A 26,526-nucleotide genomic window follows, 5' to 3' on the forward strand; every position below is an offset into this window, starting at 1 on the left:
ATGAAATCAGGTATTCATCCAGCTTATAACAAAGTTATGGTGAAATGTGCTTGCGGTAACGAATTCGAAAGCGGTTCTGTTAAAGATGAAGTGCGCGTAGAGGTTTGCTCTGAGTGCCATCCATTCTACACAGGACGTCAGAAATTCGCTGACGCTGGTGGCCGTGTTGACCGATTCAACAAAAAATATGGCCTTAAGAAATAATTTTTCAAAAACAGGCAAGCTTATTACAAACTTGCCTGTTTTTTTTTCCTAAAATTGCTGAAAAAACGTCGTTCTCATCGTTTGACAGCGGCGAATTGCAGCAAATGGCCGGCTTTAAATAGCCGGTAAAAAATTGGATCCAGTCAAAACGAGGCAGTCCCGAAGACTGTTTCTCTTTTTGTCCAATACTCCATTTGAGAAGGTGTTCGAGGTCATTTTTACATAGGCTGTTTTCTCAAAGATTATTGTTATTAACGTTGATTGGAGCGGAAGATGCGAGAATCAAACTTGCATATCCTATGTTGAATAGCAACAGAACTTACGAAACAAGCTTTTACATAAGGATTATGGAAAATGCTTGTTGTAGTGCAGCGAAATGGCCGCAGTCCAATAGGATTTCGACTGGTGCAAATGCAGCAAATCTTATGATTGAGCCTATATAAAGAATGCAACAAGACATGCCTATTTATGTACAAGATGGATGTTTTTCAAAGAATTTGTGGTTGAGGAAGGAGAGGCCGTTTCATGTATGTCATGAAGCAATCAGGTTGGGTTGAAGTCATTTGCGGAAGCATGTTTTCCGGAAAATCAGAAGAATTGATTCGCCGTGTGCGACGTTCCCAATTTGCGAAACAGCATATCGCTGTGTTCAAACCTAAATTAGATAATCGTTACAGTGAAGAATCGGTGGTTTCCCATAATGGGACAGCCGTTATTGCCAAGCCAGTCGAGAGTTCGGCTGATATTCTTGGGCAGGTGTCCGCTGACATCGATGTGGTCGCCATCGATGAAGTGCAATTTTTCGACGAAGAAATCGTAAATGTCATTCAAACCTTGGCTAATCAAGGCCATCGTGTCATCGCTGCCGGTCTGGATCAAGATTTCCGCGGCGAGCCGTTCGGTCCGATGCCTGCATTGATGGCCATCGCCGAATCGGTCACGAAGCTTCAAGCGGTCTGTGCCGTCTGCGGATCACCGGCCAGCAGGACCCAGCGCCTTATCGAAGGGCAGCCAGCCTGCTATGACGATCCCATCATCCTGGTAGGTGCATCGGAAGCATACGAACCAAGGTGCAGGCACCACCATCAGGTACCAAAAGGCGTCAGCCAGCACGCTGAAAAAGTATTGAAAAATAGCTGATATATATTGAATCAGGCGCCATCCATCCGGATGGCGCCTGATTTGTGGTCGTGCCTGTCACTTTGGTGCCAGGCACCAGGGTACATGGCTGGGAGTGCGATTTCATGTATATAATGGAATGATTCCTAATCATGATGGAATCACGCAACAGTCGATTTAAATTTGGATGGCTTGCAGCTAGATAGGCAATTTTTTTCAATTTCCCGCTCATGAATAATATCTCCTGTCCTGCGGAAAACATAAGGACAGGAGGTGCCACAAATGATGAAATGGATAGTGGCGGTTATCGTGATGGCGGGAATGCTGAGTGGATGCGGCGCAAAGAATGAATCCATTTATACGCATGACCAGGACAATCATGGACGCCAGTTTGTGAATAATAAGGTTAAACATGCTTGGCCGGATGAAGAAGCTCGTCAAACGGATTGGACGAATCAAAATCCGAATTTCGTCGGACTTTCAGACACTCCGCCAAACATGCGGACCGATGTGAAGAAAGCAAGGCAAGTAATCAAAGGTTATACGGAATATTCACCAGGCCCGATCTGGATCAACGGGAATACATTGAATGTTACAGCATACACCAATAAAAAATTTGGCAGCAAAGATGCGAAGAAGAAAGCTCATGAAAAGCTGCATAAAATCATCCTCCAAGCATTTCCACGCTACGAAGTAGATGTAAAGATCAAACATAAGTAGCAAACCGAAAGCCCAGCTATGCACCTAGGTGACAGGCACCAAAGTGCATAGCTGGGCTTTGCTTTACGATGCCTCTTCTGTATACTATAATTATTACGTTATGGACTAAAATTTGAGGTGAATAACTGTGTTTGATCGTTTGCAAGCAGTTGAAGATCGGTATGAAAGGCTTAATGAACTTTTAAGCGATCCAGAAGTGGTCAATGACCCGAAGAAGCTCAGGGAATATTCAAAAGAGCAATCGGGCATTCAAGAAACGGTACAGACGTATCGTGAATATAAGGAAACCCGTGAACAATATCAGGACGCGAAATCCATGCTCGATGAGAAGCTGGATGCCGATATGCGCGAAATGGTGAAAGAAGAAATAAATGAACTTGAAGATACAATTGAAGAATTGGAAGAGCGTCTCAAAATTCTTCTCATCCCGAAGGATCCGAACGATGATAAAAACGTTATTTTTGAAATCCGCGGTGCTGCGGGTGGGGATGAAGCGGCATTGTTTGCTGGAAACCTTTACCGTATGTACAGCCGATATGCAGAGGCACAGGGCTGGAAAACGGAAATCATCGATGCTGCACCGACTGGGCTCGGTGGCTATAAAGAAATCATTTTCATGATCAATGGGAATGGTGCATATTCCCGCATGAAGTATGAAAATGGGGCACACCGTGTACAACGTGTACCGGAAACGGAATCTGGAGGACGCATCCATACGTCGACGGCGACTGTGGCATGTCTGCCTGAAGCGGAAGAAGTCGAAATCGAGATCCATGAAAAAGATATCCGCGTCGATACGTTTGCATCAAGCGGACCAGGGGGACAAAGCGTCAATACGACAATGTCGGCCGTTCGTTTAACGCATATCCCGACTGGTACGGTTGTATCATGTCAGGATGAAAAGTCTCAGATTAAAAATAAGGAAAAAGCGATGAAGGTACTGCGTGCTCGTGTATACGACAAGTTCCAGCAGGAAGCACAGGCTGAATATGATGCTCAGCGTAAATCTGCCGTTGGTTCAGGCGACCGTTCAGAGCGGATCCGCACATACAACTTCCCGCAAAACCGTGTGACGGATCACCGGATCGGCCTTACGATCCAAAAGCTTGATCAAATCCTGGAAGGAAAGCTCGATGAAGTCATCGATGCGCTCATCATGGAAGATCAATCTAAGAAATTGGAGAGCATGGAAGAATAATGAGCAGCTCCATCAAGATATACGAAGCCCTCAAATGGGCTTCTTCTTTTTTAATGGAGAATGAGCGCGATGCCAATGCGGGAGAATTACTGCTTCGCCACATTTTAAGAATGGATCGGTCGCAGCTTTTTGCCAACCAGCAAATGGAGCTGACGGCAGAGGATGAAGTAAATTTCAGGAATGCCGTGAAGGAACATGTGAAGGGACGCCCCATCCAACATATGATCGGTTCGGAAGAATTTTATGGTCGGAAATTCAAGGTCAACGAGCATGTGCTCATCCCAAGGCCAGAAACGGAAGAGCTTGTTTATGAAACATTGAAAAGAATGAAGTCCTATTTTCAAAAAAAGGATGGATTGAGGCTTGTCGATATCGGTACGGGAAGCAGCGCCATTGCTGCAACCATGAAGCTCGAAGTCCCGGAGCTGAGTGTCTCCGCTTCAGATATTTCTGAGGATGCGCTCCGTGTCGCGAAGGAGAATACTTCAAATCTTGGAGCGGATATTGCCTTTTTCAATGGTGATCTTCTGAATCCATTCATTGAAAAGGGAGCGGTTTTCGACATCGTCTTATCCAATCCTCCTTACATCCCTGATGTGGAAAAAGATGAACTTTCAATTGTGGTAAGGGAGCACGAGCCGCATCAGGCATTATTTGGCGGGACGGATGGTCTCGACCTATATCGAAGGTTTGCAGCTGATCTTCCAAATGTAGTCGGGGAGAAAGCGTTGATTGGCGTTGAAGTCGGCGCGGGACAAGGGGAGGCCGTTAAACAGCTGCTTCAGACCGCATTTGCTTCTGCCGAGGTTGAGGTCGTTTTTGATATTAATGGCAAAGATCGAATGGTCTTTTGTCAACTGTAAAGAGAAAGATGATTTTTATTTTTCGGTGACAGGCACCAGAGTGCCTGTCACCAAAGGTACAGGGCTGGCATTCAAATCTATGAATCTGCCATTTTTTCTTCAGGTGGATTTTTTTCAATTTGCTAGTTTAGGATTTGCGGTTCTTGTCCACACTGTTTTTATAGAGGGGATGGTGGCGAGAATGAAACGCAAATCGATCGCATGGATGTATATCGTGATTTTATCTGTAGGTACCATTATCAGTTTATATATACCGAAGCAAGAAACAGCCGCGCAGGAAACGATGGTGATCCCGAATCAGGCCATTCGACTTCGGATCCTGGCGAACAGTGATAAACCTGGGGATCAGGACGTCAAACGAAAAATTCGTGATTCCGTGAACGCAGAAATCACGAAATGGGTGCAAGACCTGACATCGCTTGATGATGCTAGAACAGTGATCCAATCGCACTTGCCTGAAATCGAAGAGATCGCCAAGGCTGAAATGAAGAGGCAGGGCATGCATCAATCAGTTCATGTGAAATTCGGCAAAGTGGACTTTCCAACTAAATTATATGGTCAATATTTATATCCGGCAGGTCAATATGAAGCGGTGTTGATCACGCTTGGAAAAGGAGAAGGGGCCAACTGGTGGTGCGTCCTGTATCCGCCCCTATGCTTCCTTGATTTTTCTCATGGGGTGGCCGTCAGTGAAGGATTTGAAGATGCCCACACTGCAAAAGCAGCAGAAAACACAACTGCAGCTGATCAAAATGACGGGAATGGACCTGAAGCAGCAAGTCCTGCTGAAAACCAGGATCAGAATGATTCCCGGCAAGTCCAGGAGCAGGATGCTCCGCAACGGCAGCTGGAAGATGAACATCAATCCATTGCCATGAATACGGAAAAAAGCTCGAATCAAACGCCAGTATACGCAGGAGACGAGAAGCAGGAAGTAAAGGTGAAATTTTTCGTGGTCGAGCTTTTTGAAAAACTATTCTAATTTCGTTCCCCCTAGGGTGAACACATCATTTTATGACGTGTTCATCCTATTTTTATGTTCTACTATTTCTTCTTTTATATATACATGTTAGTAGATTATGAAAAAAGAGAGGCAGGAATGGATATGAATCAAATTCGCCAGGCAAATAAATCAGATGAACAAGCGTTGATCGCCTTTTTGGAAAAAGCACAAATCGGGACGCAAGGAATCAGTGAATCGATAGAATTCTTTTTACTCATTGAAGATGTAGATGGGAACATCAAGGGGACAATGGGGATAGAACCTCTTTACCCATGTGGACTCCTTCGATCATTGGTGGTCTCCCCGGAAGTTGGGCAGGATGGGTTACTAACACTTTTTCAACAGATGTTGAAGCTGGCAAAGAACAAGGAGTTATCTACATTGTTTTTGGCAACAAATAAAATGACAAGCGTCTCATTCTTTCAATCCTTAGGTTTTTCACTTGTGGACAAGAAGGACCTTCCGGAGCAAATCGGACAATCCACACATGGAAATCAGTTATTAACAAATGAAAGTAGTCTTTTTTTAAAATTAACTCTGTAAATAGAAAAAATTCAAACATTTATTCACATATATCCACAGAGTTATACACATATTTTAATTTTTTATTCACAGTTTGTGGATAACACTTGAGGATATCCATTATTTCTTATATACTTTCAAAGGTATTCTTGTGTGGAAAATGATATAGTACCTAGTCATATTAGTAAATATAGAAGCGATTTAAAAAAAGGTGGATGAAAATGAAAACGAGTCAGTGGATTGTGGATAAAGATGTGAATGAAGAAAATGATTATCCACAAATTATCCAAGCTGCAGAAATGCTGAAAGAAAATGAAGTCGTCGCTTTTCCGACCGAAACAGTATATGGGTTGGGAGCGAATGCAAAATCGACCGAAGCAGTGAACAAAATATTTTCGGCAAAGGGGCGTCCGAGTGACAACCCGCTCATCGTCCATATCGGGGCCACTGAGCAGCTGGAGAATTTAGTCGCGCATATTTCCGAAAAAGCAAAAAAACTCATCAACCAATTTTGGCCAGGTCCATTGACCATTATTTTTGAAAAAAAAGAAGGCGTGTTTTCAGATAAGGTGACGGCTGGCCTGAATTCAGTGGGGATTCGTCTGCCCGACCATCCCGTGGCCATGGCGCTGATCAAGGAAGCGAACCTCCCGATCGCGGCGCCGAGCGCAAACCGTTCCGGGAGGCCGAGCCCGACAACGGCCAAGCATGTCCTGGACGATCTGGATGGAAGCATCGCAGGGATCGTTGACGGAGGCAGCACAGGGGTAGGGGTTGAATCGACCGTGATTGATTGCACGGCCGATGTACCGATGATTTTGCGGCCGGGCGGCATTTCGAAAGAAGAAATCGAAGCGGTCATCGGTCCTGTCGACATGGATGCTACGTTGGTAACAGGGGAAGGCGCCCCTAAATCTCCAGGGATGAAATACACCCATTATGCCCCGAATGCGCCTCTTTTCCTGGTCGATGGAAATCCTGAATACCTTCAATCGATCGTAAAGGAAAAACAAAGCGAAGGGTTGAAAGTCGGGGTGCTGGCAACAGAGGAAACGAACGGCTTCTATGAGGCTGATATGGTGATTCCGTGCGGACGCCGGGATGATCTGAAAACGGTAGCGCATGATTTGTACGATGTATTACGGGCTTTTAATGAAGAAAAGTTGGATTTGATATTGTCAGAGGCCTTTCCGAGAAATGGAATCGGGGTGGCGGTAATGAATCGATTGGAAAAAGCAGCGGGACATCGCTGGATCGGCAAATAAATATTCTAATCTCCATTGGACGTGCATATCTTGTTGATAGGCACGTCCAAAGGAGGAAAAGGAATGACATCGATTATTGGTGAGCTGTTAACACTGATGTTAATGGCTTTTGCACTGGGAATGGATGCTTTCTCAATCGGTCTCGGCATGGGAATGTATAAGCTCCGTCTCAAACAAATTTTTTACATAGGACTGACTGTAGGGATCTTTCACGTCTGGATGCCTCTGCTCGGCATGATTGCCGGAAGATTCCTTTCTGATAAATTTGGGACATTTGCCGGTTATGTAGGTGGTGTTCTACTGATCCTCCTTGGATTGCAAATGTTTATCTCCAGCTTCAAGAAAGATGAGCAATCACTCATGGCCCCGGTCGGACTAGGCCTGCTGATCTTTGCATTGAGTGTCAGCCTGGATAGCTTCTCAGTCGGACTCACCTTGGGAATTTACGGCGCAAAAACGGCTGCTTCCTTGATCAGTTTCGGTTTGGCTGCCACTCTTCTGACGTGGTGTGGTCTGCTGGTGGGAAGAAAAGTCCAGAGCTGGCTTGGTTCTTACAGTGAAGCCTTGGGAGGAAGCATTCTATTCGCCTTTGGCATCAAGCTGCTCCTTCCTTTATAAATGAAAATGACCCTGATTTTAGGGTTATTTTTTTTGGAAGAAAAATTGTGAAGCATCCTATCGAGTGGCCAATTATAAATTTTGCTCATCATTTGATATACTTTTTGAAAAGTCAGTGAACAATTAATGAAGATTTTAGAAGAATTGGCATAAAATCCGAAAGTCATACTATTGGCATATGGAAAAAATCATTATAATGATATCGAGGAGGAAGGACTGTGACGAATATACTGTTCATTTGTACGGGAAATACTTGCAGAAGTCCAATGGCAGAGGCAATCTTGCGGAATAAACAAAATGATCAAATCGAAGTAAGGTCGGCTGGGGTATTTGCTTTCGATGGTTCGCCTGCGTCTACCAATACAAAGAAGGTTTTGGAGGAAAACAACATTTCCCACTCTCATACTTCCTCGCTTTTAAAAGAAGAGGATGTAAAGTGGGCGACTTATATCTTCACGATGACGTCCGGGCATAAAGCCACGGTGTTGAATATGTTTCCGCAAGCCGGGGACAAAACGTTCACGTTGAATGAGTTCGTGGACGGAAAAGGCTTGGACGTAGCAGACCCATATGGAGGAAGTGTTGAAATTTACAGAGAAACTTTTGGCGAATTAGATAAACTTATTGATAAATTGCTCGATAAACTAAATAAGGGACTATAGTGTTGGATTATCTAGGGGGAAAATTTCGATGAAAAAGAAAAAGTACAAATTCGGGCTGCGCAGGAAACTCGTGCTGCTCACGACGCTGCTTGCCATCATTACCTATTCTACAAGTGCGTTCTTCATTTATTTCGTATATCCTCATTTTGCTAAAGGGATGAGCCCGGTTGTTTTTACGGCGGGTACTTTGGCACTAGGGATTTTTTGGTCGGGCGTTTTGGCCTATCTTGGTTCAGGTTTTATCACAAAATCATTGAAGCGCTTGGAGCAGGCTGCCATCAAAGCGAGTCAAGGCGATATACATACAGATGTGGAACTACCTAAATCGGATGATGAAATCCGCTCACTGGGAACGGCATTCAATACGATGCTTGTCAACCTTCGGGAAATGGTCCACAGCATCGAAGATAATTTTCACCAAACGAATGAAAATGTCATCGCAATTTCAACTGAGTCTACTAAGGCATCGCATCAAGCAGAAAGTATTTCTTCGACCATTCGGGAAATTTCTGCAGGGGCAGAAAGCTCGGCATTATCGATCCAAACGACCGCTGAATCTGTCGAGGATGTCATTCGGATCGCGCAGGAGGTCCAGGAAAAGGCTAAATCCTCCGAGCAGATCTCTGGGGATATGCTTCAGGAGCTCCAGGAAAGCAAAAATGTCGTCCATTCCCTTGTAGCTGGGATCGAAAGTCTGGCAAAGGACAATCACGAATCGCTGCAAGCCGTCCGTCGCTTGGCGGAAAACGCCCAAAAGGTCGAGCAGATCATTCAGCTCGTCGGAGACATTGCCGCACAGACCAATTTATTGGCCTTGAACGCGTCGATTGAAGCAGCACGCGCTGGCGAACATGGAAAAGGATTTGCCGTTGTCGCCGAGGAAGTCCGCAAGCTGGCAGATGAAAGTGGAAAAGCAGTACAAGGAATTTCAGAATTGATTCAAAACATCCAGCAAGAAGTCGAAAGCGTCGTGAAGCAAATTACGGTTCAAGTGGATTCGGCCAACCAAGAGGCTGAAAAAGGGGCTAAAACGAACGCAGTCATTGAAGAAATGACATCGACCATCCACGATGTCGCCAATGCCGTGAAGCACATCACCTCATTGGTCGACCGCCAAATGGAAAGCATCCAGCTTACATCGCAGCAATCCCAGGAAGTCGCCGCCATCGCGGAAGAGACTTCAGCCGGAGCGGTGGAAGTGAGCGATGCCACGAAAGAACAAGCCATGGTCATGGCAAATGTCGAAGAGCTTGCACTGCAATTAAAAACGCAAGCCGAAGCTTTGAAGAAAACGATTACTCGATTCAAACTATAATGTTAAATGTTACTGAACGCGCTGCTGTATTTTTTTAGGCTTGCGCGTTTTTTTTTTTTCTTTGTGATGGGGTGGATTTGGGTTGGATTTGTCGAATAACGTTTTTCGACAAAATACACCAAACGTTCATGGTTTGTGCGTAAATACCACTGAAAATAGTTGAAAAGTACATTTTTTAAGAGTTATGGAATCTATATAACCGAAAATCGCTGGTAGTAAGCTGCTTCGAGTTGGAACGGCGCTTTTTTGTGAGGGATTCCCTCACTTTCGTCGATGATTTCATCACAAAACCGAAATTGTCCATCACTATCTGTGATTTCTCCATCACTTCCGGCGAAAATTCCATCACAAACCGCATTTTTTCCATCACCCCATCCATTTCGGCTTCTCAGGAGGCAAACCATAATTTGTCCAAGGGCATTTGACGAAAACCTCCTCCCGGATGGACTCAAATTTAATTTTTAATTGGAATTTTCGATTCTCCACCATCAGAAATAGACAAATTAATACTAGACTGGGTTGTAGCGGAGCCGTTTTGATAGGGATTCCATTACTTTAGGCGATAATTCCCTCACAAAGCGGGATTTGTCCATCACTAACTTGGATTTGTCCATCACTTCCGGCGATAATTCCATCACAAACCGCATTTTTTTCATCACCCCATCCATTTCGCCTTCTCCGGGGGCAAACCATAATTTGTCCAAGGGCATTTGACGAAAACCTCTTCCCGGATGGACTCAAATTTAATTTTTAATTGGAATTTTTGATTCTCCACCATCAGAAATAGACAAATTAATACTAGACTGGGTTGTAGCGGAGCCGTTTGATAGGGATTCCATTGCTTTCGTCGATGATTCCATCACAAAGCCGTATTTGTCCATCACTAACTTGGATTTCTCCATCACTTCCAGCGATAATTCCAACACAAACCGCACTTTTTCCATCACTTCCAACGATGTTCCCATCACCACCTGTATATCATTCCATCATGTCATTTCGGTGCCTGTCACTAAAGGGGCAGGGCTGATGTTGAAACAAAGAAATCGTTTGCTTTATATTTTGCTGTTGTTGTGTCAAAATAAGGACATATTGATATGGAAGTAGGAGGGGTCTGGCATGAAAATTGCTCTTGCATCAGATCATGGTGGTATTCATATTCGTGAGGAGATTCGAGGTTTATTGGAAGAAATGGGTCTGGAATATGAGGATTTTGGCTGTGATTGTGAGACATCAGTGGATTATCCGGATTATGCACTGCCGGTTGCCGAGAAGGTGGCAAGCGGGGAGTTTGATAAAGGCATTCTGATCTGCGGGACCGGGATCGGGATGAGCATCTCGGCCAATAAGGTTAAAGGCATTCGTTGTGCACTTGTTCATGACGTATTCAGCGCCAAAGCCACCCGCGAGCATAATGACACAAATATGCTGGCGATGGGGGAGCGCGTCATCGGTGCCGGATTGGCACGGGAGATTGCTAAAACATGGCTGACAACGGATTATGCCGGTGGACGTCATGCACGCCGTTTGGATAAAATTTCTGATTACGAAAATAAGCACCTATAATAGTAAAGAACATTGCACGCATCCAAATATGGAGGGGATTCACATGCAGGAACTCTCTCGGTGGAAAAAAGATCTAACCAATATTCTTTCTGAGTTTGCCGATCAAGCTTCGTTCAAGAAGGGTCAAATCTTTGTAGTTGGCTGCTCTACCTCCGAAGTGGCTGGAAAGCGCATCGGAACTTCTGGAACGGAAGAAGTGGCGGAGATGATTTATGGGGAATTGAAATCATTTTCCGAGAATCATGGCCTGTTGCTCGCTTTTCAATGCTGTGAGCACTTGAATCGTGCCATCGTTGTCGAACGAAGCACCGCTGAAGAAAAAAGCTGGCCAGAGGTGACGGTCATTCCCGTCAGGACGGCTGGCGGGGCCATGGCTACATTTGCTTACGGTCATTTTGAGGATCCTGTGGTTGTTGAGCACATCCAGGCTGATGCTGGGATCGATATCGGCGATACCTTCATCGGAATGCATTTGAAGCATGTCGCCGTCCCGGTTCGCGTCGGTTTGAAAAGTCTTGGACACGCCCATGTCACGCTCGCAAAGACACGGCCTAAACTGATCGGTGGTGCGAGAGCGGTTTATGAGCGAACGAAAGATGAAGAACGCTGCTCCATGTAACGATTTTTAGTTTCAAAATCCGGACGAATTTTCTGATTGGATGGAAAATGTCCGGATTTTTTTATGTTATTATCCTTTCAACCATATGTGGAATCGTGCTAAAATAAGATTGAATTTTTCAAACAAGCAATCCAAACGGCTTTAGAACCGTTTAATTTAGAAAGGGGATACTTATGAGCAGCATTGACCGTCAAGATCAAGAAGTGTATCAAGCGATTCAAGATGAATTAAAGCGTCAAAGAACGAAAATTGAACTGATTGCCTCTGAAAACTTTGTCAGTGAAGCGGTAATGGAAGCACAAGGATCTGTGTTAACGAACAAATATGCAGAAGGTTACCCTGGCCGTCGCTACTATGGTGGCTGTGAGCACGTTGATGTCGTGGAAAATCTGGCCCGCGACCGCGCAAAGAAGATTTTTGGAGCGGAGCACGCGAACGTTCAGCCGCACTCCGGAGCTCAAGCGAATATGGCGGTATATTTTACGGTTCTAGAAACTGGTGATACTGTACTTGGTATGAATTTGTCGCACGGCGGACATTTGACCCACGGAAGTCCGGTCAACTTCAGCGGTGTGCAATATAATTTTGTTGAGTACGGCGTCGACCAAGATAAGCAAGTGATTGATTATGAAGATGTACGGCAAAAAGCTATCGAACACAAGCCGAAGCTGATTGTAGCGGGAGCTAGTGCATATCCTCGTGAAATCGATTTTGCCAAATTCCGTGAAATCGCAGATGAAGTCGGTGCTTATTTGATGGTTGATATGGCGCACATTGCTGGTCTTGTAGCAGCAGGATTGCATCCAAATCCAGTACCGTATGCGGATTTCGTGACGACGACGACGCATAAGACGTTGCGCGGACCTCGCGGAGGCATGATCCTTTGCAAAGAAGAGTTTGCGAAGAAAATCGACAAATCGATCTTTCCTGGTATCCAAGGCGGCCCGTTGATGCACGTCATCGCCGCCAAAGCAGTTGCCTTCGGAGAAGCATTGGAGGATTCTTTCGAGGAATACGCGAAACAAATCATTGAAAATGCCAAGCATCTTGGTGAACAATTGAAAAAAGAAGGTCTGGACCTAGTATCAGGTGGAACGGACAACCATCTTCTTCTATTGGATCTTCGTTCACTTGGGCTTACAGGTAAAATCGCTGAAAAAGTTCTTGACGATGTCGGGATCACGGTCAACAAAAACACGATTCCATTCGACCCGGAAAGTCCATTCGTGACAAGCGGAATCCGTATCGGTACTGCAGCGGTCACATCCAGAGGGTTCGGATTAAATGAAATGGAAGAAATCGCTTCGTTGATCGCCTTCACATTGAAAAACCACGAAGACGAAGAAAAATTGAACGAAGCGCGTGAACGTGTTGAAGCATTGACAGCGAAATTCACGCTATATCCGGAACGATAAAATAGAAAAAAGCCAGGTTCTAAAAGGGACCTGGCTTTTTTGATGCTTTTTTTGGTGACAGCCACCGAGGTGCCTGTCACCAAAGGGGCAGGGTCTAAGGTTCGAAAAAGTTTTCGTTTTTATTACACTTTATTTCTTTTATTGCCCTATTGGTTGGTTTTCTGTAAAATAGTACGAAGTGTAAAGTTTTACGGAAGATCCAAAGTGGGTAGCTTGAAGCAGGGCTTATAAGGCATACTACCTACATAGAAAATTTTAAAAAGGAGCGATTCTAGTGGGAAAGGTTTACGTTTTTGATCATCCTCTGATCCAGCATAAGTTAACATACATCCGTGATATGAAGACAGGTACGAAAGAGTTTCGTGAGCTTGTCGATGAAGTGGCTACATTGATGGCGTTTGAAATCACCCGTGATATGCCGCTTGAGGAAGTGGAAATTGAAACACCGGTAAGCAAGGCGACAGCTAAGGTTTTATCCGGCAAGAAACTTGGAATCGTGCCGATCCTCCGTGCGGGGCTTGGCATGGTCGACGGAATTTTAAAATTGATCCCGGCTGCAAAAGTGGGACATGTCGGCTTGTACCGCGACCCTGAAACATTAAAGCCTGTTGAATACTACGTCAAGCTTCCTTCCGATGTAGAGGAAAGAGATTTCATTCTTGTCGATCCGATGCTGGCAACAGGGGGATCTGCTGTGGAAGCAATCAATTCCCTGAAAAAGCGCGGAGCAAAAAACATCAAGTTCATGTGCCTGGTCGCATGTCCGGAAGGTGTCGATGCCATCAAGGAAGCGCATCCTGATATCGATATCTTTATTGCCGCCCTTGATGAGAAGTTGAACGAAAAAGGCTACATCGTTCCTGGTCTCGGCGACGCAGGAGATCGCTTGTTCGGAACGAAGTAAACAACTGTTCTTTTGAAAGTTAAAAGAACAAACTACCCTATTTAAGAAGGTGTTTTCATGGATAGACCAATTAAAGTGATGACTATTTTTGGAACAAGACCTGAAGCGATAAAAATGGCTCCGCTCGTTTTAGAGCTGCAAAAATACCCTGATTATTTTGAGTCGATCGTCACTGTGACGGCTCAGCATCGTCAAATGCTAGATCAGGTTTTAGAGATATTCAATATCACGCCTGATCATGATTTGAACATCATGAAAGATCGCCAGACATTGACGGATGTCACGACAAGAGGTTTGGAAGGCTTGGACCGTGTCATGAAAGAAACAAAGCCCGATATCGTACTCGTCCACGGTGATACAACGACCACTTTCGTAGCAAGCTTGGCTGCATTTTACAATCAAATTGTGGTTGGACATGTTGAAGCCGGGCTTCGTACATGGAATAAGTATTCTCCATTCCCGGAAGAAATGAACCGGCAATTGACTGGCGTCATGGCTGATCTTCATTTTTCACCGACTGAAAAATCCGCAGAGAATCTGCTTGCTGAAAATAAGAAAGAAGATGGCATTTTCATCACGGGCAACACAGCGATTGATGCATTGTCAACAACGGTCAAGGAACAATATTCGCATGAAGTGCTCAACAAGGTGGGCGATGACCGACTGATCCTATTAACTGCACATCGCCGTGAAAATCTTGGGCAGCCGATGCGCAATATGTTCAAAGCAGTCAAACGAATCGTTGATGAGCAGCCGGATGTACAAGTTGTTTATCCTGTTCATTTGAATCCTTTAGTAAGGGAAATCGCGGATGAAGTGCTTGGAAACGATCCGAGAATTCATTTGATCGAGCCATTGGATGTCATCGATTTTCATAACTTCGCTTCCCGTGCGCATCTGATCTTGACGGATTCCGGCGGTGTCCAGGAGGAGGCGCCATCCTTGGGGGTGCCAGTCCTTGTTCTTCGCGACACGACCGAGCGGCCTGAAGGCATCGAGGCTGGGACGCTTAAGCTTGCTGGAATCGATGAAGAAACGATTTATCAATTGGCTACTGAATTATTAACAGACGCAGAAGCATATGAAAAGATGGCAAAAGCAGCAAATCCGTATGGTGATGGACAAGCTTCTTTCCGTATTACAGAAGCGATCCGCTATTACTTTAAGGAAAAAGATGAACGACCTGAGCCATTCAAACCATTAAATAAATAATCAACAAAAGACGGGGCCCTGAAAGCCTCGTCTTTTTTTATCCCCAAATTCCACGTGCATAACCCCAATGTTCCGAGACAACATAAGGAAAAGGGGGAAACGTCCATGAAAAAATTTCTCGCAGGGGCATTGGCTTTCATGCTGCTTTTGCCGACCGCCGCTGCTTCATCAAAGACGATAAATCCGGCACTTCCACAGCTGCCATCTCCATCGCCGCATGAAAAAGTGGTCATGCTGTTTTCTACAAAAACAAAGCCAAATCGTTCAGCTTTGGAGAAAATGATTGAACCATTTTCTTCTATTAAAATAAGATATGTGTTCCATGAAGTATTTACCGGCTTTTCAATCGAAGGAGAGAGGTCGGAAGTGGCCAAGCTTGAGGAGAAATACCCCAACGTCCAATACACGGCTGAAGCCAATATGTATAAAACCAATATGGAGGAGAGTGTCCCATTCATCGGAGCTGACAGGGTGAGGAAATTTTTTGATCGTAAAGGTGCCCGGCTGACTGGAAAAGGGATCAAGGTGGGCATCATCGATACCGGGATCGATTATCACCATCCCGATCTTGCCCGTAATTATAAGGGTGGACAGGATTTCGTCGACGGCGACAGAAATCCGATGGAGTCGAGAAATAAACGCGGTATGACTACCCTGCACGGCACGCATGTCGCTGGCATCATTGCGGCAAATGGCGTCATGAAGGGAGTCGCCCCCGAAGCCGAACTGTATGCCTACCGCGCGTTGGGCCCCGGCGGACAAGGGACGACCGATCAGGTGCTGGCAGGGATTGAACAAGCGGTGAAGGATCATATCGATGTATTGAATCTATCTCTCGGAACAGATGTCAATGCGCCAGACCTCCCGATCACGACCGCGCTGAACAAGGCGGTCGAAAGAGGCGTCATCGCCGTCACTTCAAGCGGTAACAGCGGACCGAACCTATGGACGGTAGGAACTCCTGGAACGGCAAGTGAAGCCATTTCCGTCGGGGCATCAACTCCGCCGATGAAAGTGCCGTATTTGCATAACCGCCTATGGAAAAAAGACATCAAACTTGTGCCGATGTATGGCGGGGTGCCTTGGAACTTGATAAGCCCGCTGCAAATGGTGAAGGGTGGACTAGGTGAAAAGAAGGATTTGAAGCGGGTGTCGGGGAAGATTGTCCTTATCAAAAGAGGTGACATCCCTTTTACAATGAAGGTGAAAAATGCACAAGCAGCAGGTGCGAAAGCGGTGATCATCTACAATAATACAGGCGGGGAATTTTTGGGGAGGGTCAGTGATGAAGTACGCATCCCTGCAGCTGCCATCACGAGAAAAGATGGAGAGCAGCTGATGAAATCACTGAGGAGAAGAAGGGTTCTCGCTTCCACCAAATATAGAATAGAAAAGGATCGGCTGGCAGATTTCAGCTCCCGGGGGCCGGTGACGATCAATTGGGGAATCAAGCCCGATATCACGGCTCCCGGCGTGGAGATCCGAAGCACGGTGCCGAATGGGTATTTATCATTGCAGGGGACGAGCATGGCTGCACCGCATGTAGCTGGAGCGTGCGCCATCTTGAAGCAGGCACATCCCGATTGGACCCCTGAAGAAATTAAAGCCGCGTTTATGAATACGGCCAAAGAGATGAAAGATGACAAAGGGCAACCCTATCACGCGTATGAGCAAGGTGCAGGGAGGATACAGCTGGACAAAGCGGTTAAAACTGAAACGCTTGTGATGCCTGGTGCATTGTCGATTGGCCGGCTTCCTTCTGCCCGATTCGAAGAAAAAGAGAAAACGATGTTGATCAAAAACGTCGGGAAAGAGGCAAAGAATTACACATTCTCTATCCCGGAGCCGCAAAAAGGGGTCCATTTCGAGCTGCCTGATCCGTTCACGCTGCAGCCGGGTGAAGAGCAGAAGGTGACCATTCATGCGGAGAGGTTGATGACATATCCGAAAAAAGCCGACCTGATCGATGGAAGCATCCAGCTTTCAGATGGAAAGCAGATCATCCATATTCCTTATCTTTATGTCGTCAATGAACCCCGCTATCCCCGTGTGATGGGATTTGCCATCGCCAGGGCAACCAGCGGCAGCATGCTCCATTATGAAATCTATCTGCCTGGAGGGGCGGAGGAATTCGGGATTGCCCTGTATGATCCCGCAACCATGAAATATTTGGGCCTTCTGGATTGGCGGAAAAAAGTAGGTGTGGGATTCATTGAAAAACAAGTTCCGATCCCGGCAAAAATGAATGTCGATTTGAATCAAGTTTTTGCCGTTGCGTTTGCGAGGACGAAAGGAAGGGAAGACTATCAAGAGCTTCTCTTAAATCTTGCTACGCCCCTTCAAAAGAAGGGGAATGGATAAGTGATAAAAAAGAGAATCTGGAAGTATAAGCAAAATCCAGGTTCTTTTTTCTTGTAAAAATATTATTTGGAAAAAATTTATTATCATGGGCATGGTTGTATAATTTGTATGCATGTTTTATAGTAGAGGGGACTAAAAATATGGCGAAAAATATAGGCAAATAATTTATGGAGAAATTGTGAACATTCATAAAACATTTAAAAAAGTTTGTGAACATTTTCACCCTAAATTCATTGACAGAGATTGGTGCCTATTGTATGCTTACAAAGGGTATAAAATGATAGGGTTTTCATCGATATAATCGCAATGAAAACGCTTTTTTCAAAACTGAAAAAAGGTCAAATTTTTTTTACCCAAAAGGCCTTTTTCGACAGAAAACCGCCTATCCAAATATCCAATTCTCGAATCGAGAGGGATGCTTTTATGCGGCAAAAAGAACGCCGTCCTTATCAAGCCATGGCACTGTATACGGCCATACTTTCGCAATTAGTCGGAGCTATTTTGATTGGTCTTTTCGGAGGGAAATGGATCGACCACAAATTAGGCACGACACCACTATTTTTAGTCATCGGACTACTTCTTGGCTTAGCAGCCGGAATCTATACGATGCTTCGTTCAGTCCGACACTTCTTTTCGGGAGATTAATAAGATATGCCGGAACTCCACCAAATGTTTAACAGGCACCGCAAATACATATTTTACCTCCTCTCCATTTATGTCCTTGGCTGGGGCTTTACTTCCTATAAATCCATTTTTCTCGGATTGGTATTGGGGACATGCTTAAGTCTCTTCAATCATTGGCTGATGGTGAGAAGAACAGTGAAATTTGGCGATGCGGTATTAGAAGGAAAGAAAGTAAGGTCGCTAGGGACAGCCGCCCGAATGGCTTCAGCGGTGTTAGGCGTGATGATCGTATTGCGCTATCCGGAATTATTTCATCTCCTAGGCTTTATCTTTGGATTAATGACAGCTTATCTTGTCATTATGATAGATTACTTTTTTCATTATGTGAAATCAAATAAATAGCGGGGAAGAGAGGTGAATTTAATTGCATCATGAAGCTCCTTTATACGAGTTTATGGGCTTGACCTTCAACTTGGCAAACGTCCTGATGATCACGGTGGCATCCGCCATTGCATTCCTTATTGCGGTCGTGGGCACACGACAACTGGCCCTGCAACCGACTGGCATGCAAAACTTCATGGAGTGGGTCATGGACTTCGTCAAAGGCATCGTCAAGAGCAATATGGATTGGAAGACGGGTGGCCGCTTTCACATCCTTGGTCTTACTTTAATCATGTACATTTTCGTCGCAAATATGTTGGGACTTCCGTTTTCAGTCGTGATCGACGGGAAGGTTTGGTGGAAATCACCGACAGCGGATCCAGCCATCACACTGACGCTTTCATCCATGGTTGTTGTGCTGTCGCATTACTACGGCATAAAACTAAAGGGATTTGGCGAATATGGGAAGGATTTCTTCAGACCTATGTGGTTCTTAATCCCGCTAAAAATAATCGAGGAATTTGCAAATACCCTCACACTAGGTCTTCGTCTTTACGGTAACATCTACGCCGGGGAAGTATTGCTTGCATTGATTGCGGGCGGACTTGCTACAGGCGTTGGCGGTACAGTTGCAGCGATCGTTCCGATGATCGCATGGCAAGGGTTCTCTATTTTCGTAGGCGTAATCCAATCGTTCATTTTCTGTATGTTAACAATGGTTTATATGGCTCATAAAGTCAGCCAGGACCATTAATATATACCTGTTCATTCATTGAACAAAACATTTATAACCAAAATATTTTTTTATACATTTAAGGAGGAACTTTAGAATGGGTCTTATAGCAGCGGCAATTGCAGTTGGTCTTGCAGCAGTAGGTGCAGGAATTGGTAACGGTCTTATCGTAGGTCGTACAGTAGAAGGAATCGCGCGTCAACCAGAATTGCGCGGTACGCTTCAAACAACAATGTTCATCGGTATCGCGTTGGTAGAGGCATTGCCGATCATTGGTGTCGTTATCGCATTCATCGTATTGGGTCAATAATAACTATTGGTTTCAAGATGGCGAAGTTCGTCTAGGCGATTATCTTCGCCATTCCTTTATGTCCTAATTGTACTGAACACCACCAATTTAATAAAAAGAGATGAAAGTCTGTTAGTTAATCCGTGAATTTATCCGGACTGAATGAATTCGTTTGTCAACCGCGGCCACCGTCCGATGTGGGCAGGGCAGTGATTGATGCTGGCGACCTCAACAGTCTGTCAATTTCTTAATAAGATACAATCGATTCTTGAAGGGAGTGAATCGAGCATGTTAACACAAGCATTTGTCCTTGGAGAAGTTGAACATTTCAATGGTGGGGATATCCTCTTCCAATTGGTTATGTTCATCATCCTGTTAGCGTTGCTTAAGAAATATGCATGGGGTCCTTTGATGGGCATTATGAAACAACGTGAAGAGCACATTGCCAAAGAAATCGAAGCAGCAGAAATGAGCCGTGTCGAAGCCAACAGATTGTTGGATGAGACGCGCGCAGAGTTGAAGCAGGCTCGTGAAGAAGGGCATGCCATCATTGAAAATGCGAAGAAACAAGCTGATTTACAACGTGAAGATATGATTGCGGCCGCACGTGCAGAAGCTGTACGCCTGAAAGAGGCTGCGAAGCTGGAAATCGAAACACAAAAAGAACAAGCTGTTGCGACATTGCGTGAGCAGGTTGCTTCATTATCTGTCATGATCGCATCGAAAGTGATTGAAAAAGAACTGGATGCCAATGATCAAGAGCACTTGATCAGCCAGTATATTCAAGAGGCAGGAGACAGACGATGAGCAGCGAGGCAGTAGCAAAACGTTATGCATTGGCGCTGTTTCAGCTTGCCACTGAACAAAACCAGCTCGAATCGGTAGAAGAAGAGCTTCGCGTTGTGAAGAAAATCTTTCTTGAAAACCCTGGTTTCGGGCAGCTTTTAAAATCTCCGAGACTTCCTTTGCAAAAGAAGAAGGAGATGTTAAAAGAATCGTTCCAGGAAGCTTCACCATTTGTCATGAACACGCTGATGATCCTGACAGATCGCCATCGTGATGAGTATATCGTGCAAGTAGTCGATTCTTTCATCGGCTTGGCAAATGAACTCCGTGGAATTGCAGATGCAACGATTTATTCCATCCGTCCTCTTACTGAAGACGAAAAGGCTGCACTATCCACATCATTCGCACAAAAAGTCGGCAAAAAATCATTAAACATTCAAAATATCATCGATACGAACCTTTTAGGCGGAATCAAAGTTCAAATCGGCAACCGCATTTTTGACGGAAGCCTTCGAGGAAAACTTGATCGCTTAGAACGTGAATTAGTCGGATAACATTCTGAAATGAGGGGTGAAATTCATGAGCATTAAAGCTGAAGAAATCAGCGCACTGATAAAAAAGCAAATTGAGAACTATCAGTCAGAACTAAAAGTTAGCGATGTAGGTACAGTCATTCAAATTGGTGACGGTATCGCTCGTGCTCATGGCCTCGACAATGTCATGGCTGGAGAACTTTTGGAGTTTTCAAACGGTGTCATGGGTATGGCACAAAACCTTGAAGAAAGCAACGTAGGTATCGTAATCCTTGGACCTTACACAGACATTCGCGAAGGCGATGAGGTCCGCCGTACGGGACGCATCATGGAAGTTCCTGTCGGGGAAGAACTAATCGGCCGCGTTGTAAATCCTTTAGGTCAGCCTGTAGACGGTCTTGGCCCGATCAACACAACAAAAACACGTCCAATTGAAAGCCAAGCGCCTGGTGTAATGGATCGTAAATCCGTTCACGAGCCGCTTCAAACTGGTATCAAGGCGATTGACGCACTTGTGCCGATCGGCCGAGGACAACGTGAATTGATCATCGGTGACCGCCAAACAGGTAAAACATCTGTTGCCATCGATGCAATCTTGAACCAAGGCGATCAGGATATGATCTGTATCTATGTTGCCATCGGACAAAAAGAATCAACAGTCCGCAATGCTGTCGAAACACTTCGCAAGCATGGCGCGTTGGATTATACAATCGTTGTGACAGCTTCTGCTTCACAGCCTGCACCATTATTGTTCCTTGCTCCTTATGCAGGGGTAACAATGGGTGAAGAGTTCATGATCAATGGCAAGCACGTGCTTGTCGTATACGATGACTTGTCCAAGCAAGCATCTGCATACCGTGAACTTTCACTATTGCTTCGCCGTCCTCCAGGCCGTGAAGCATTCCCAGGTGACGTATTCTACTTGCATTCCCGTTTATTAGAGCGCGCTGCTAAGCTCAGCGACGCAAAAGGTGCAGGTTCAATCACGGCGCTTCCATTCGTTGAGACTCAAGCTGGGGATATCTCCGCTTACATCCCGACGAACGTCATTTCCATCACGGATGGCCAGATCTTCTTGCAATCTGATTTATTCTTCTCCGGTGTACGTCCAGCGATCAACGCAGGCCTTTCCGTATCCCGTGTAGGAGGATCCGCACAAATCAGTGCCATGAAGAAGGTTGCGGGTACACTTCGTCTTGACCTTGCTTCTTATCGTGAATTGGAAGCATTCGCTCAATTCGGATCCGATCTTGATAAAGCGACTCAAGCAAAACTGAACCGCGGTGCGCGTACAGTTGAAGTCCTAAAGCAAGATCTGAACAAACCGCTTAAAGTAGAAAAACAAGTTATGATCCTTTACGCATTGACTCGCGGTCATTTAGATGACATCGCGGTTGAAGATATCCGTCGTTTCGAAAATGAATTCTTAAGTTGGTTAGACCACAACCATACGGAAGTGCTAGACCACATTCGCACGACAGGCAAGCTTGCTGAAGATGAAGCAATGGCTGCTGCAATCAGCGAATTCAAAAAGACTTTTGCTTAAAAAAGACTTTGGTCTAATATCTTTCAAACAAGGGTGGTGAGAACCAATGGCATCATTACGCGACATTAAAAATCGTATTACTTCTACGAAGAAAACGAGTCAAATCACCAAAGCGATGGAAATGGTATCTGCTGCGAAATTGAACCGTGCAGAAATGAATGCGAAGTCATTTGTTCCTTACATGGAAAAAATTCAAGAAGTGGTAGCTTCCGTTGCATTGGGCAGTAGAGGTGTGACGCATGAGATGCTAGTCTCCCGCCCCGTGAAAAAAACCGGCTATTTGGTCATCACATCTGACCGTGGTTTAGCGGGGGCTTTCAACAGCAGCATTCTGCGTGCCGTGAATAATACTATTCGCGAACGTCACAACTCAAAAGATGAATATGCCATCATTGCAATCGGCCGTATGGGAAGAGATTTCTTCCGCAAACGCGATATGAATGTCGTCCTGGATATCACTGGTCTTCCGGATCAGCCATCCTTCACGGACATTCAGGAAATTGCAAGAAAAGCAGTCAATCTTTATGCCGATGGGACATTTGATGAGTTGCACATGTATTACAATCATCACGTCAGCGCAATCCAACAGGACGTAACAGCAAAAAAATTGCTGCCATTGTCTGAAATCAATTCAAGCTTGCCATTTACATCCTATGAATTTGAACCGTCTCCAGAAGAAATTTTGGATGTCTTGCTTCCGCAATATGCTGAAAGCTTGATCTACGGGGCATTGCTGGATAGTAAAGCAAGTGAGCATGGTGCTCGTATGACAGCCATGAAAAATGCGACTGACAATGCAAAAGACCTTATCAATAACCTTACACTTTCATATAACCGCGCACGCCAAGCAGCGATTACCCAAGAGATAACGGAAATCGTGGGCGGAGCAGCGGCTCTGGAATAGAAATAAAAAAGGAATGTCGGCGGCTTGAACGCAATGAAGCCGCTTGATCACTCCTTCAATAGACAAACAATGTCTCTAATAGCTGGTTAGGAGGGAAAAAGATGAACAAAGGACGCGTTCTTCAAGTTATGGGTCCGGTTGTTGACGTAAAGTTCGAAAGCGGCCATCTTCCAGCGATCTATAACGCGTTAAAGATTGAACATAATGGACAATCTGAAACAGATGCAGCAATCGATCTTACGTTGGAAGTTGCAATTCATCTTGGCGATGATACAGTTCGTACAATTGCCATGTCATCTACAGACGGATTGACTCGTGGGGTAGAAGTAATCGATACAGGTTCTTCTATTTCTGTACCAGTAGGTGACGTGACACTTGGACGTGTATTCAACGTACTAGGTAAAGCAATCGACCTTAAAGAAGATGTAGCAGCAGAAGCTCGTCGTGATTCCATTCACAGACAAGCTCCAAAATATGAACAGCTTTCTACTGAAGTTGAAATTCTTGAAACTGGAATCAAGGTTGTAGACTTGCTTGCCCCTTACATCAAAGGTGGTAAAATCGGCCTCTTCGGTGGTGCCGGTGTAGGTAAAACCGTTCTTATCCAGGAATTGATCAACAATATCGCACAAGAGCACGGCGGTATCTCTGTATTTGCCGGTGTTGGTGAGCGTACGCGTGAAGGTAATGACCTTTACCATGAAATGAGCGATTCAGGCGTTATCGGAAAAACAGCGATGGTATTCGGCCAGATGAACGAGCCTCCTGGTGCACGTATGCGTGTTGCCTTGACTGGTTTGACAATGGCAGAATACTTCCGTGATGAGCAAGGACAGGACGTTCTGTTCTTCATCGATAACATCTTCCGTTTCACACAAGCAGGTTCAGAGGTTTCTGCCCTATTAGGCCGTATGCCATCTGCGGTTGGTTACCAGCCTACACTTGCTACTGAAATGGGTCTATTGCAAGAGCGTATCACATCTACAAATGTTGGATCTGTTACATCGATCCAAGCTGTATACGTCCCTGCCGATGACTATACGGATCCGGCTCCTGCAACAACTTTCGCTCACTTGGATGCGACAACGAACCTTGAGCGTAAATTGACAGAAATGGGTATCTACCCAGCCGTGGATCCATTGGCATCCACATCTCGCGCACTTTCTCCTGAAATCGTCGGAGAAGAGCATTATTCCGTTGCACGTCAAGTACAACAAACATTGCAGCGTTATAAAGAATTGCAGGATATCATCGCGATCCTAGGTATGGATGAGCTTTCCGACGAAGATAAGCTTGTCGTACAACGTGCCCGTCGTGTACAGTTCTTCTTATCTCAAAACTTCCACGTAGCTGAACAGTTCACTGGTCAAAAAGGATCTTACGTGCCTGTAAAAGAAACAATCAAAGGCTTCAAAGATATCCTTGATGGCAAGTACGATCATCTTCCAGAGGATGCCTTCCGTCTAGTTGGCCAAATCGAAGACGTGATCGAAGCTGCGAAAAAGATGGGTGTAGAAGTATAAAATAGGGACCAGGAGGGTGAAAAATGAAGACCATTAAAGTCAGTATCGTTACTCCCGATGGCCCAGTGTATGAATCCGATGTGGAAATGGTAAGTACTAAGGCTCAAAGTGGTGAGCTTGGAGTGTTACCAGGACACATTCCAATGGTCGCTCCATTACAGATCGGTGCTGTCCGCTTGAAAAAAGCAGGCAAAACTGAGTTAGTAGCAGTAAGCGGAGGCTTCTTAGAAGTTCGCCCGACACAAGTAACGATTTTAGCTCAAACGGCAGAAGCAGCTGAAAGCATTGACGTTGAACGTGCCCGGGAAGCAAAAGCCCGTGCCGAACAGCGCCTTCAAGGCAATCAGGCTGACGTCGATGTCAAACGTGCAGAGCTTGCCCTTAGACGCTCTGTCAACCGCATCAACGTATTCGAACACCGTATTTAATAGGATTGAAACCCCCGCTCTGATTGGAGCGGGGGTTTTTTTGTATGCGCCGTGACTGGATTGGATTGGTGCGTCTGGAACGGCGAGCGAAAATTGTCGATGCGTGTCAGTTGGCCGATATCTGGCCTGATTAGACCGATATATTCAACAAATCGGCTCGATAAAGGATATTTTTACAAATAATAAAGTGGAATGCGGATCGCATTCCACTTTACCTTCTATTCCTCTGCAGCCCCTTCACGTTCCAGGCGGCGGTTCCTTAACATTTGGTACATTTTTTCAGCATGCTTCATTAGTGAATAATATTGCTGCTCTAAATGGCGTTCGTTGTCACCTTTCATTTCTTCGGTAACCGGCAAGCTCTCCTTTGGCGAAAAACTACTCATCATTGTGCTCACGTCCTCCTCTTCCACAGCAGGCTCTTTATTAAATCTTGATTGGGCTTTTCTCCTCATTCTTGCGCGTAAAATATTTTCCTCCATAACGAATGGTTTTTCAAACCAATACTTTTCATTCGAATCAAGAGAACCTTCTGACCTAACTTTAATATCATTTTCTTCTAAGCTATTTATATTCTCTTTATCATATAGTTGGACTGGAGGCAGTGGCTCGATTATTGTATCTTCTGTTGCAGTATGAGGGTCTACTTCATTTAATGTTCCAGAGTCTTTCGATTTTTCAACAGCAGTCTCTGAAGGTACCATACCTTCTTGGTCCTCACCAAGTACATTTTGATTAACGAGGTCAGTGACTGCTTTATCTAAATGGATTTTATAATTTGCTATTTCTAAGATAGGAGAGAGATATTCCTTCTCCTCATCATCCAAATATTCAATCAGGTGAGCTGAATCCAGTGTACTCTTTAAATCCACATGATTTTCTTCAAGGTCCGGATAAAGAACATTATCACTGAAAATCTCTTCTTCATCACTGATTTCAGTTGTATTTTCAACGATGAAAGCAGACTCATCATCGACGGAATCTTCAGCTTCCACAAACTCACTCACGTTTACAGAAGAAGGTGTTTCCATATCCGTTTCATCGGCTTCATCCACTTCAAAGTCCGTTTCCTCAACTGCTGTCTCCACTTCTTCTTCTCTACTTTCAAACACTTCTTCTACAGACTCGATGAACTCCTCATCATCCGTGACTGCATCCTCGATCGGTTCCTCAGCTTCCACCAAATCCTCCTCATATGCATCAGGAGTGGGGGATC

The 26,526-nt window shown here is 45.0% G+C and carries 31 protein-coding genes; 27 read left to right on the forward strand and 4 right to left on the reverse strand.

The window, feature by feature from the left end; translation table 11 throughout:
- Positions 1 to 204 (forward strand): 50S ribosomal protein L31, encoded by a 204-nt coding sequence (rpmE, locus tag D9X91_RS17485; protein WP_121681946.1) that lies wholly within the window; start codon positions 1 to 3, stop codon positions 202 to 204.
- 525 nt (positions 205 to 729) lie between these two features.
- Entirely contained in the window at positions 730 to 1,344 is a 615-nt protein-coding gene (locus tag D9X91_RS17490; protein WP_121681947.1) for a thymidine kinase, read from the forward strand.
- Here the strand turns inward: D9X91_RS17490 and D9X91_RS17495 are convergent.
- The gene (locus D9X91_RS17495; protein ID WP_121681948.1) at positions 1,307 to 1,555 is read right to left on the reverse strand and encodes a hypothetical protein; all 249 of its coding nucleotides are present in this window, start codon (positions 1,553 to 1,555) and stop codon (positions 1,307 to 1,309) included. The two genes, D9X91_RS17490 and D9X91_RS17495, sit on opposite strands and share 38 nt — an antisense overlap.
- Before the next feature lie 50 nt (positions 1,556 to 1,605).
- On the opposite strand from D9X91_RS17495, the gene D9X91_RS17500 reads away from it, so the two are divergent.
- From D9X91_RS17500 to D9X91_RS17540, 9 genes are all read left to right on the forward strand, one after another.
- Positions 1,606 to 2,043: a hypothetical protein gene (locus D9X91_RS17500; RefSeq protein ID WP_121681949.1), complete on the forward strand. Its 438-nt coding sequence runs from the start codon at positions 1,606 to 1,608 to the stop codon at positions 2,041 to 2,043.
- Positions 2,044 to 2,170: 127 nt separating this feature from the next.
- Positions 2,171 to 3,241: a peptide chain release factor 1 gene (prfA, locus tag D9X91_RS17505; protein ID WP_121681950.1), complete on the forward strand. Its 1,071-nt coding sequence runs from the start codon at positions 2,171 to 2,173 to the stop codon at positions 3,239 to 3,241.
- Positions 3,241 to 4,104: a peptide chain release factor N(5)-glutamine methyltransferase gene (gene prmC, locus D9X91_RS17510; protein WP_325050535.1), complete on the forward strand. Its 864-nt coding sequence runs from the start codon at positions 3,241 to 3,243 to the stop codon at positions 4,102 to 4,104. The genes prfA and prmC overlap by 1 nt, the downstream gene beginning before the upstream one ends.
- A complete protein-coding gene (gene spoIIR / locus D9X91_RS17515; protein ID WP_325050536.1) occupies positions 4,070 to 5,086 on the forward strand; it encodes a stage II sporulation protein R in 1,017 nt (338 codons plus the stop codon). Before prmC ends, spoIIR begins: the two co-directional genes overlap by 35 nt.
- 117 nt (positions 5,087 to 5,203) lie before the next feature.
- Positions 5,204 to 5,650 (forward strand): GNAT family N-acetyltransferase, encoded by a 447-nt coding sequence (locus tag D9X91_RS17520; RefSeq protein ID WP_121681951.1) that lies wholly within the window; start codon positions 5,204 to 5,206, stop codon positions 5,648 to 5,650.
- Positions 5,651 to 5,850: 200 nt separating this feature from the next.
- On the forward strand, positions 5,851 to 6,894 hold the full coding sequence (locus D9X91_RS17525; RefSeq protein WP_121681952.1) for an L-threonylcarbamoyladenylate synthase: 1,044 nt from the start codon (positions 5,851 to 5,853) through the stop codon (positions 6,892 to 6,894).
- A gap of 63 nt (positions 6,895 to 6,957) precedes the next feature.
- Positions 6,958 to 7,512, forward strand: coding sequence for a manganese efflux pump MntP (locus D9X91_RS17530; protein ID WP_121681953.1), 555 nt, complete (start codon positions 6,958 to 6,960; stop codon positions 7,510 to 7,512).
- 218 nt (positions 7,513 to 7,730) lie between these two features.
- Entirely contained in the window at positions 7,731 to 8,174 is a 444-nt protein-coding gene (locus D9X91_RS17535) for a low molecular weight protein arginine phosphatase (RefSeq protein ID WP_121681954.1), read from the forward strand.
- A gap of 28 nt (positions 8,175 to 8,202) precedes the next feature.
- Complete coding sequence (locus D9X91_RS17540; protein WP_121681955.1) at positions 8,203 to 9,489, forward strand: methyl-accepting chemotaxis protein; 1,287 nt, start codon at positions 8,203 to 8,205, stop codon at positions 9,487 to 9,489.
- Positions 9,490 to 9,998: 509 nt separating this feature from the next.
- Here D9X91_RS17540 and D9X91_RS17550 read toward each other — a convergent pair.
- Both D9X91_RS17550 and D9X91_RS17555 read right to left on the reverse strand, forming a co-directional pair.
- Positions 9,999 to 10,199, reverse strand: coding sequence for a hypothetical protein (locus D9X91_RS17550; RefSeq protein ID WP_121681957.1), 201 nt, complete (start codon positions 10,197 to 10,199; stop codon positions 9,999 to 10,001).
- Between the two features lie 33 nt (positions 10,200 to 10,232).
- A complete protein-coding gene (locus D9X91_RS17555) occupies positions 10,233 to 10,454 on the reverse strand; it encodes a hypothetical protein (protein ID WP_121681958.1) in 222 nt (73 codons plus the stop codon).
- A 151-nt stretch (positions 10,455 to 10,605) separates the two neighbouring features.
- Between D9X91_RS17555 and rpiB the strand changes: the two genes are divergently transcribed.
- From rpiB to D9X91_RS17635, 16 genes are all read left to right on the forward strand, one after another.
- The gene (gene rpiB / locus D9X91_RS17560; RefSeq protein WP_121681959.1) at positions 10,606 to 11,052 is read left to right on the forward strand and encodes a ribose 5-phosphate isomerase B; all 447 of its coding nucleotides are present in this window, start codon (positions 10,606 to 10,608) and stop codon (positions 11,050 to 11,052) included.
- A gap of 43 nt (positions 11,053 to 11,095) precedes the next feature.
- A complete protein-coding gene (locus D9X91_RS17565; protein ID WP_121681960.1) occupies positions 11,096 to 11,671 on the forward strand; it encodes a TIGR01440 family protein in 576 nt (191 codons plus the stop codon).
- Between the two features lie 173 nt (positions 11,672 to 11,844).
- The gene (locus D9X91_RS17570) at positions 11,845 to 13,086 is read left to right on the forward strand and encodes a serine hydroxymethyltransferase (protein ID WP_121681961.1); all 1,242 of its coding nucleotides are present in this window, start codon (positions 11,845 to 11,847) and stop codon (positions 13,084 to 13,086) included.
- Between the two features lie 274 nt (positions 13,087 to 13,360).
- Positions 13,361 to 13,990, forward strand: a complete 630-nt coding sequence (upp, locus tag D9X91_RS17575; RefSeq protein ID WP_121681962.1) for a uracil phosphoribosyltransferase — start codon at positions 13,361 to 13,363, stop codon at positions 13,988 to 13,990.
- Between the two features lie 57 nt (positions 13,991 to 14,047).
- Positions 14,048 to 15,202, forward strand: a complete 1,155-nt coding sequence (gene wecB, locus D9X91_RS17580; protein ID WP_121681963.1) for a non-hydrolyzing UDP-N-acetylglucosamine 2-epimerase — start codon at positions 14,048 to 14,050, stop codon at positions 15,200 to 15,202.
- 105 nt (positions 15,203 to 15,307) lie between these two features.
- Positions 15,308 to 17,563 (forward strand): S8 family serine peptidase, encoded by a 2,256-nt coding sequence (locus D9X91_RS17585; protein ID WP_121681964.1) that lies wholly within the window; start codon positions 15,308 to 15,310, stop codon positions 17,561 to 17,563.
- Between the two features lie 423 nt (positions 17,564 to 17,986).
- Entirely contained in the window at positions 17,987 to 18,208 is a 222-nt protein-coding gene (locus D9X91_RS17590) for an AtpZ/AtpI family protein (protein WP_121681980.1), read from the forward strand.
- 6 nt (positions 18,209 to 18,214) lie between these two features.
- Positions 18,215 to 18,589 (forward strand): ATP synthase subunit I, encoded by a 375-nt coding sequence (locus D9X91_RS17595; protein ID WP_121681965.1) that lies wholly within the window; start codon positions 18,215 to 18,217, stop codon positions 18,587 to 18,589.
- Positions 18,590 to 18,611: 22 nt separating this feature from the next.
- Positions 18,612 to 19,322 (forward strand): F0F1 ATP synthase subunit A, encoded by a 711-nt coding sequence (gene atpB / locus D9X91_RS17600; RefSeq protein ID WP_121681966.1) that lies wholly within the window; start codon positions 18,612 to 18,614, stop codon positions 19,320 to 19,322.
- Positions 19,323 to 19,398: 76 nt separating this feature from the next.
- Positions 19,399 to 19,611: a F0F1 ATP synthase subunit C gene (atpE, locus tag D9X91_RS17605; RefSeq protein WP_121681967.1), complete on the forward strand. Its 213-nt coding sequence runs from the start codon at positions 19,399 to 19,401 to the stop codon at positions 19,609 to 19,611.
- 267 nt (positions 19,612 to 19,878) lie between these two features.
- Positions 19,879 to 20,397, forward strand: a complete 519-nt coding sequence (gene atpF / locus D9X91_RS17610; protein WP_121681968.1) for a F0F1 ATP synthase subunit B — start codon at positions 19,879 to 19,881, stop codon at positions 20,395 to 20,397.
- The gene (locus tag D9X91_RS17615) at positions 20,394 to 20,930 is read left to right on the forward strand and encodes a F0F1 ATP synthase subunit delta (protein ID WP_121681969.1); all 537 of its coding nucleotides are present in this window, start codon (positions 20,394 to 20,396) and stop codon (positions 20,928 to 20,930) included. Before atpF ends, D9X91_RS17615 begins: the two co-directional genes overlap by 4 nt.
- Before the next feature lie 25 nt (positions 20,931 to 20,955).
- Positions 20,956 to 22,455, forward strand: coding sequence for a F0F1 ATP synthase subunit alpha (atpA, locus tag D9X91_RS17620; RefSeq protein ID WP_121681970.1), 1,500 nt, complete (start codon positions 20,956 to 20,958; stop codon positions 22,453 to 22,455).
- A 46-nt stretch (positions 22,456 to 22,501) separates the two neighbouring features.
- Positions 22,502 to 23,359 (forward strand): F0F1 ATP synthase subunit gamma, encoded by an 858-nt coding sequence (locus D9X91_RS17625; protein WP_121681971.1) that lies wholly within the window; start codon positions 22,502 to 22,504, stop codon positions 23,357 to 23,359.
- A gap of 101 nt (positions 23,360 to 23,460) precedes the next feature.
- Entirely contained in the window at positions 23,461 to 24,882 is a 1,422-nt protein-coding gene (gene atpD, locus D9X91_RS17630) for a F0F1 ATP synthase subunit beta (protein WP_121681972.1), read from the forward strand.
- A 23-nt stretch (positions 24,883 to 24,905) separates the two neighbouring features.
- A complete protein-coding gene (locus tag D9X91_RS17635) occupies positions 24,906 to 25,310 on the forward strand; it encodes a F0F1 ATP synthase subunit epsilon (protein WP_121681973.1) in 405 nt (134 codons plus the stop codon).
- A gap of 218 nt (positions 25,311 to 25,528) precedes the next feature.
- Here D9X91_RS17635 and D9X91_RS17640 read toward each other — a convergent pair.
- On the reverse strand, positions 25,529 to 26,526 hold a 998-nt coding region (locus D9X91_RS17640), incomplete at its 5' end, for a hypothetical protein (protein WP_233569835.1).

The sequence above is a fragment of the Falsibacillus albus genome, assembly GCF_003668575.1.
In the GTDB taxonomy this organism is placed as follows: Bacteria; Bacillota; Bacilli; order Bacillales; family DSM-25281; genus Falsibacillus; species Falsibacillus albus.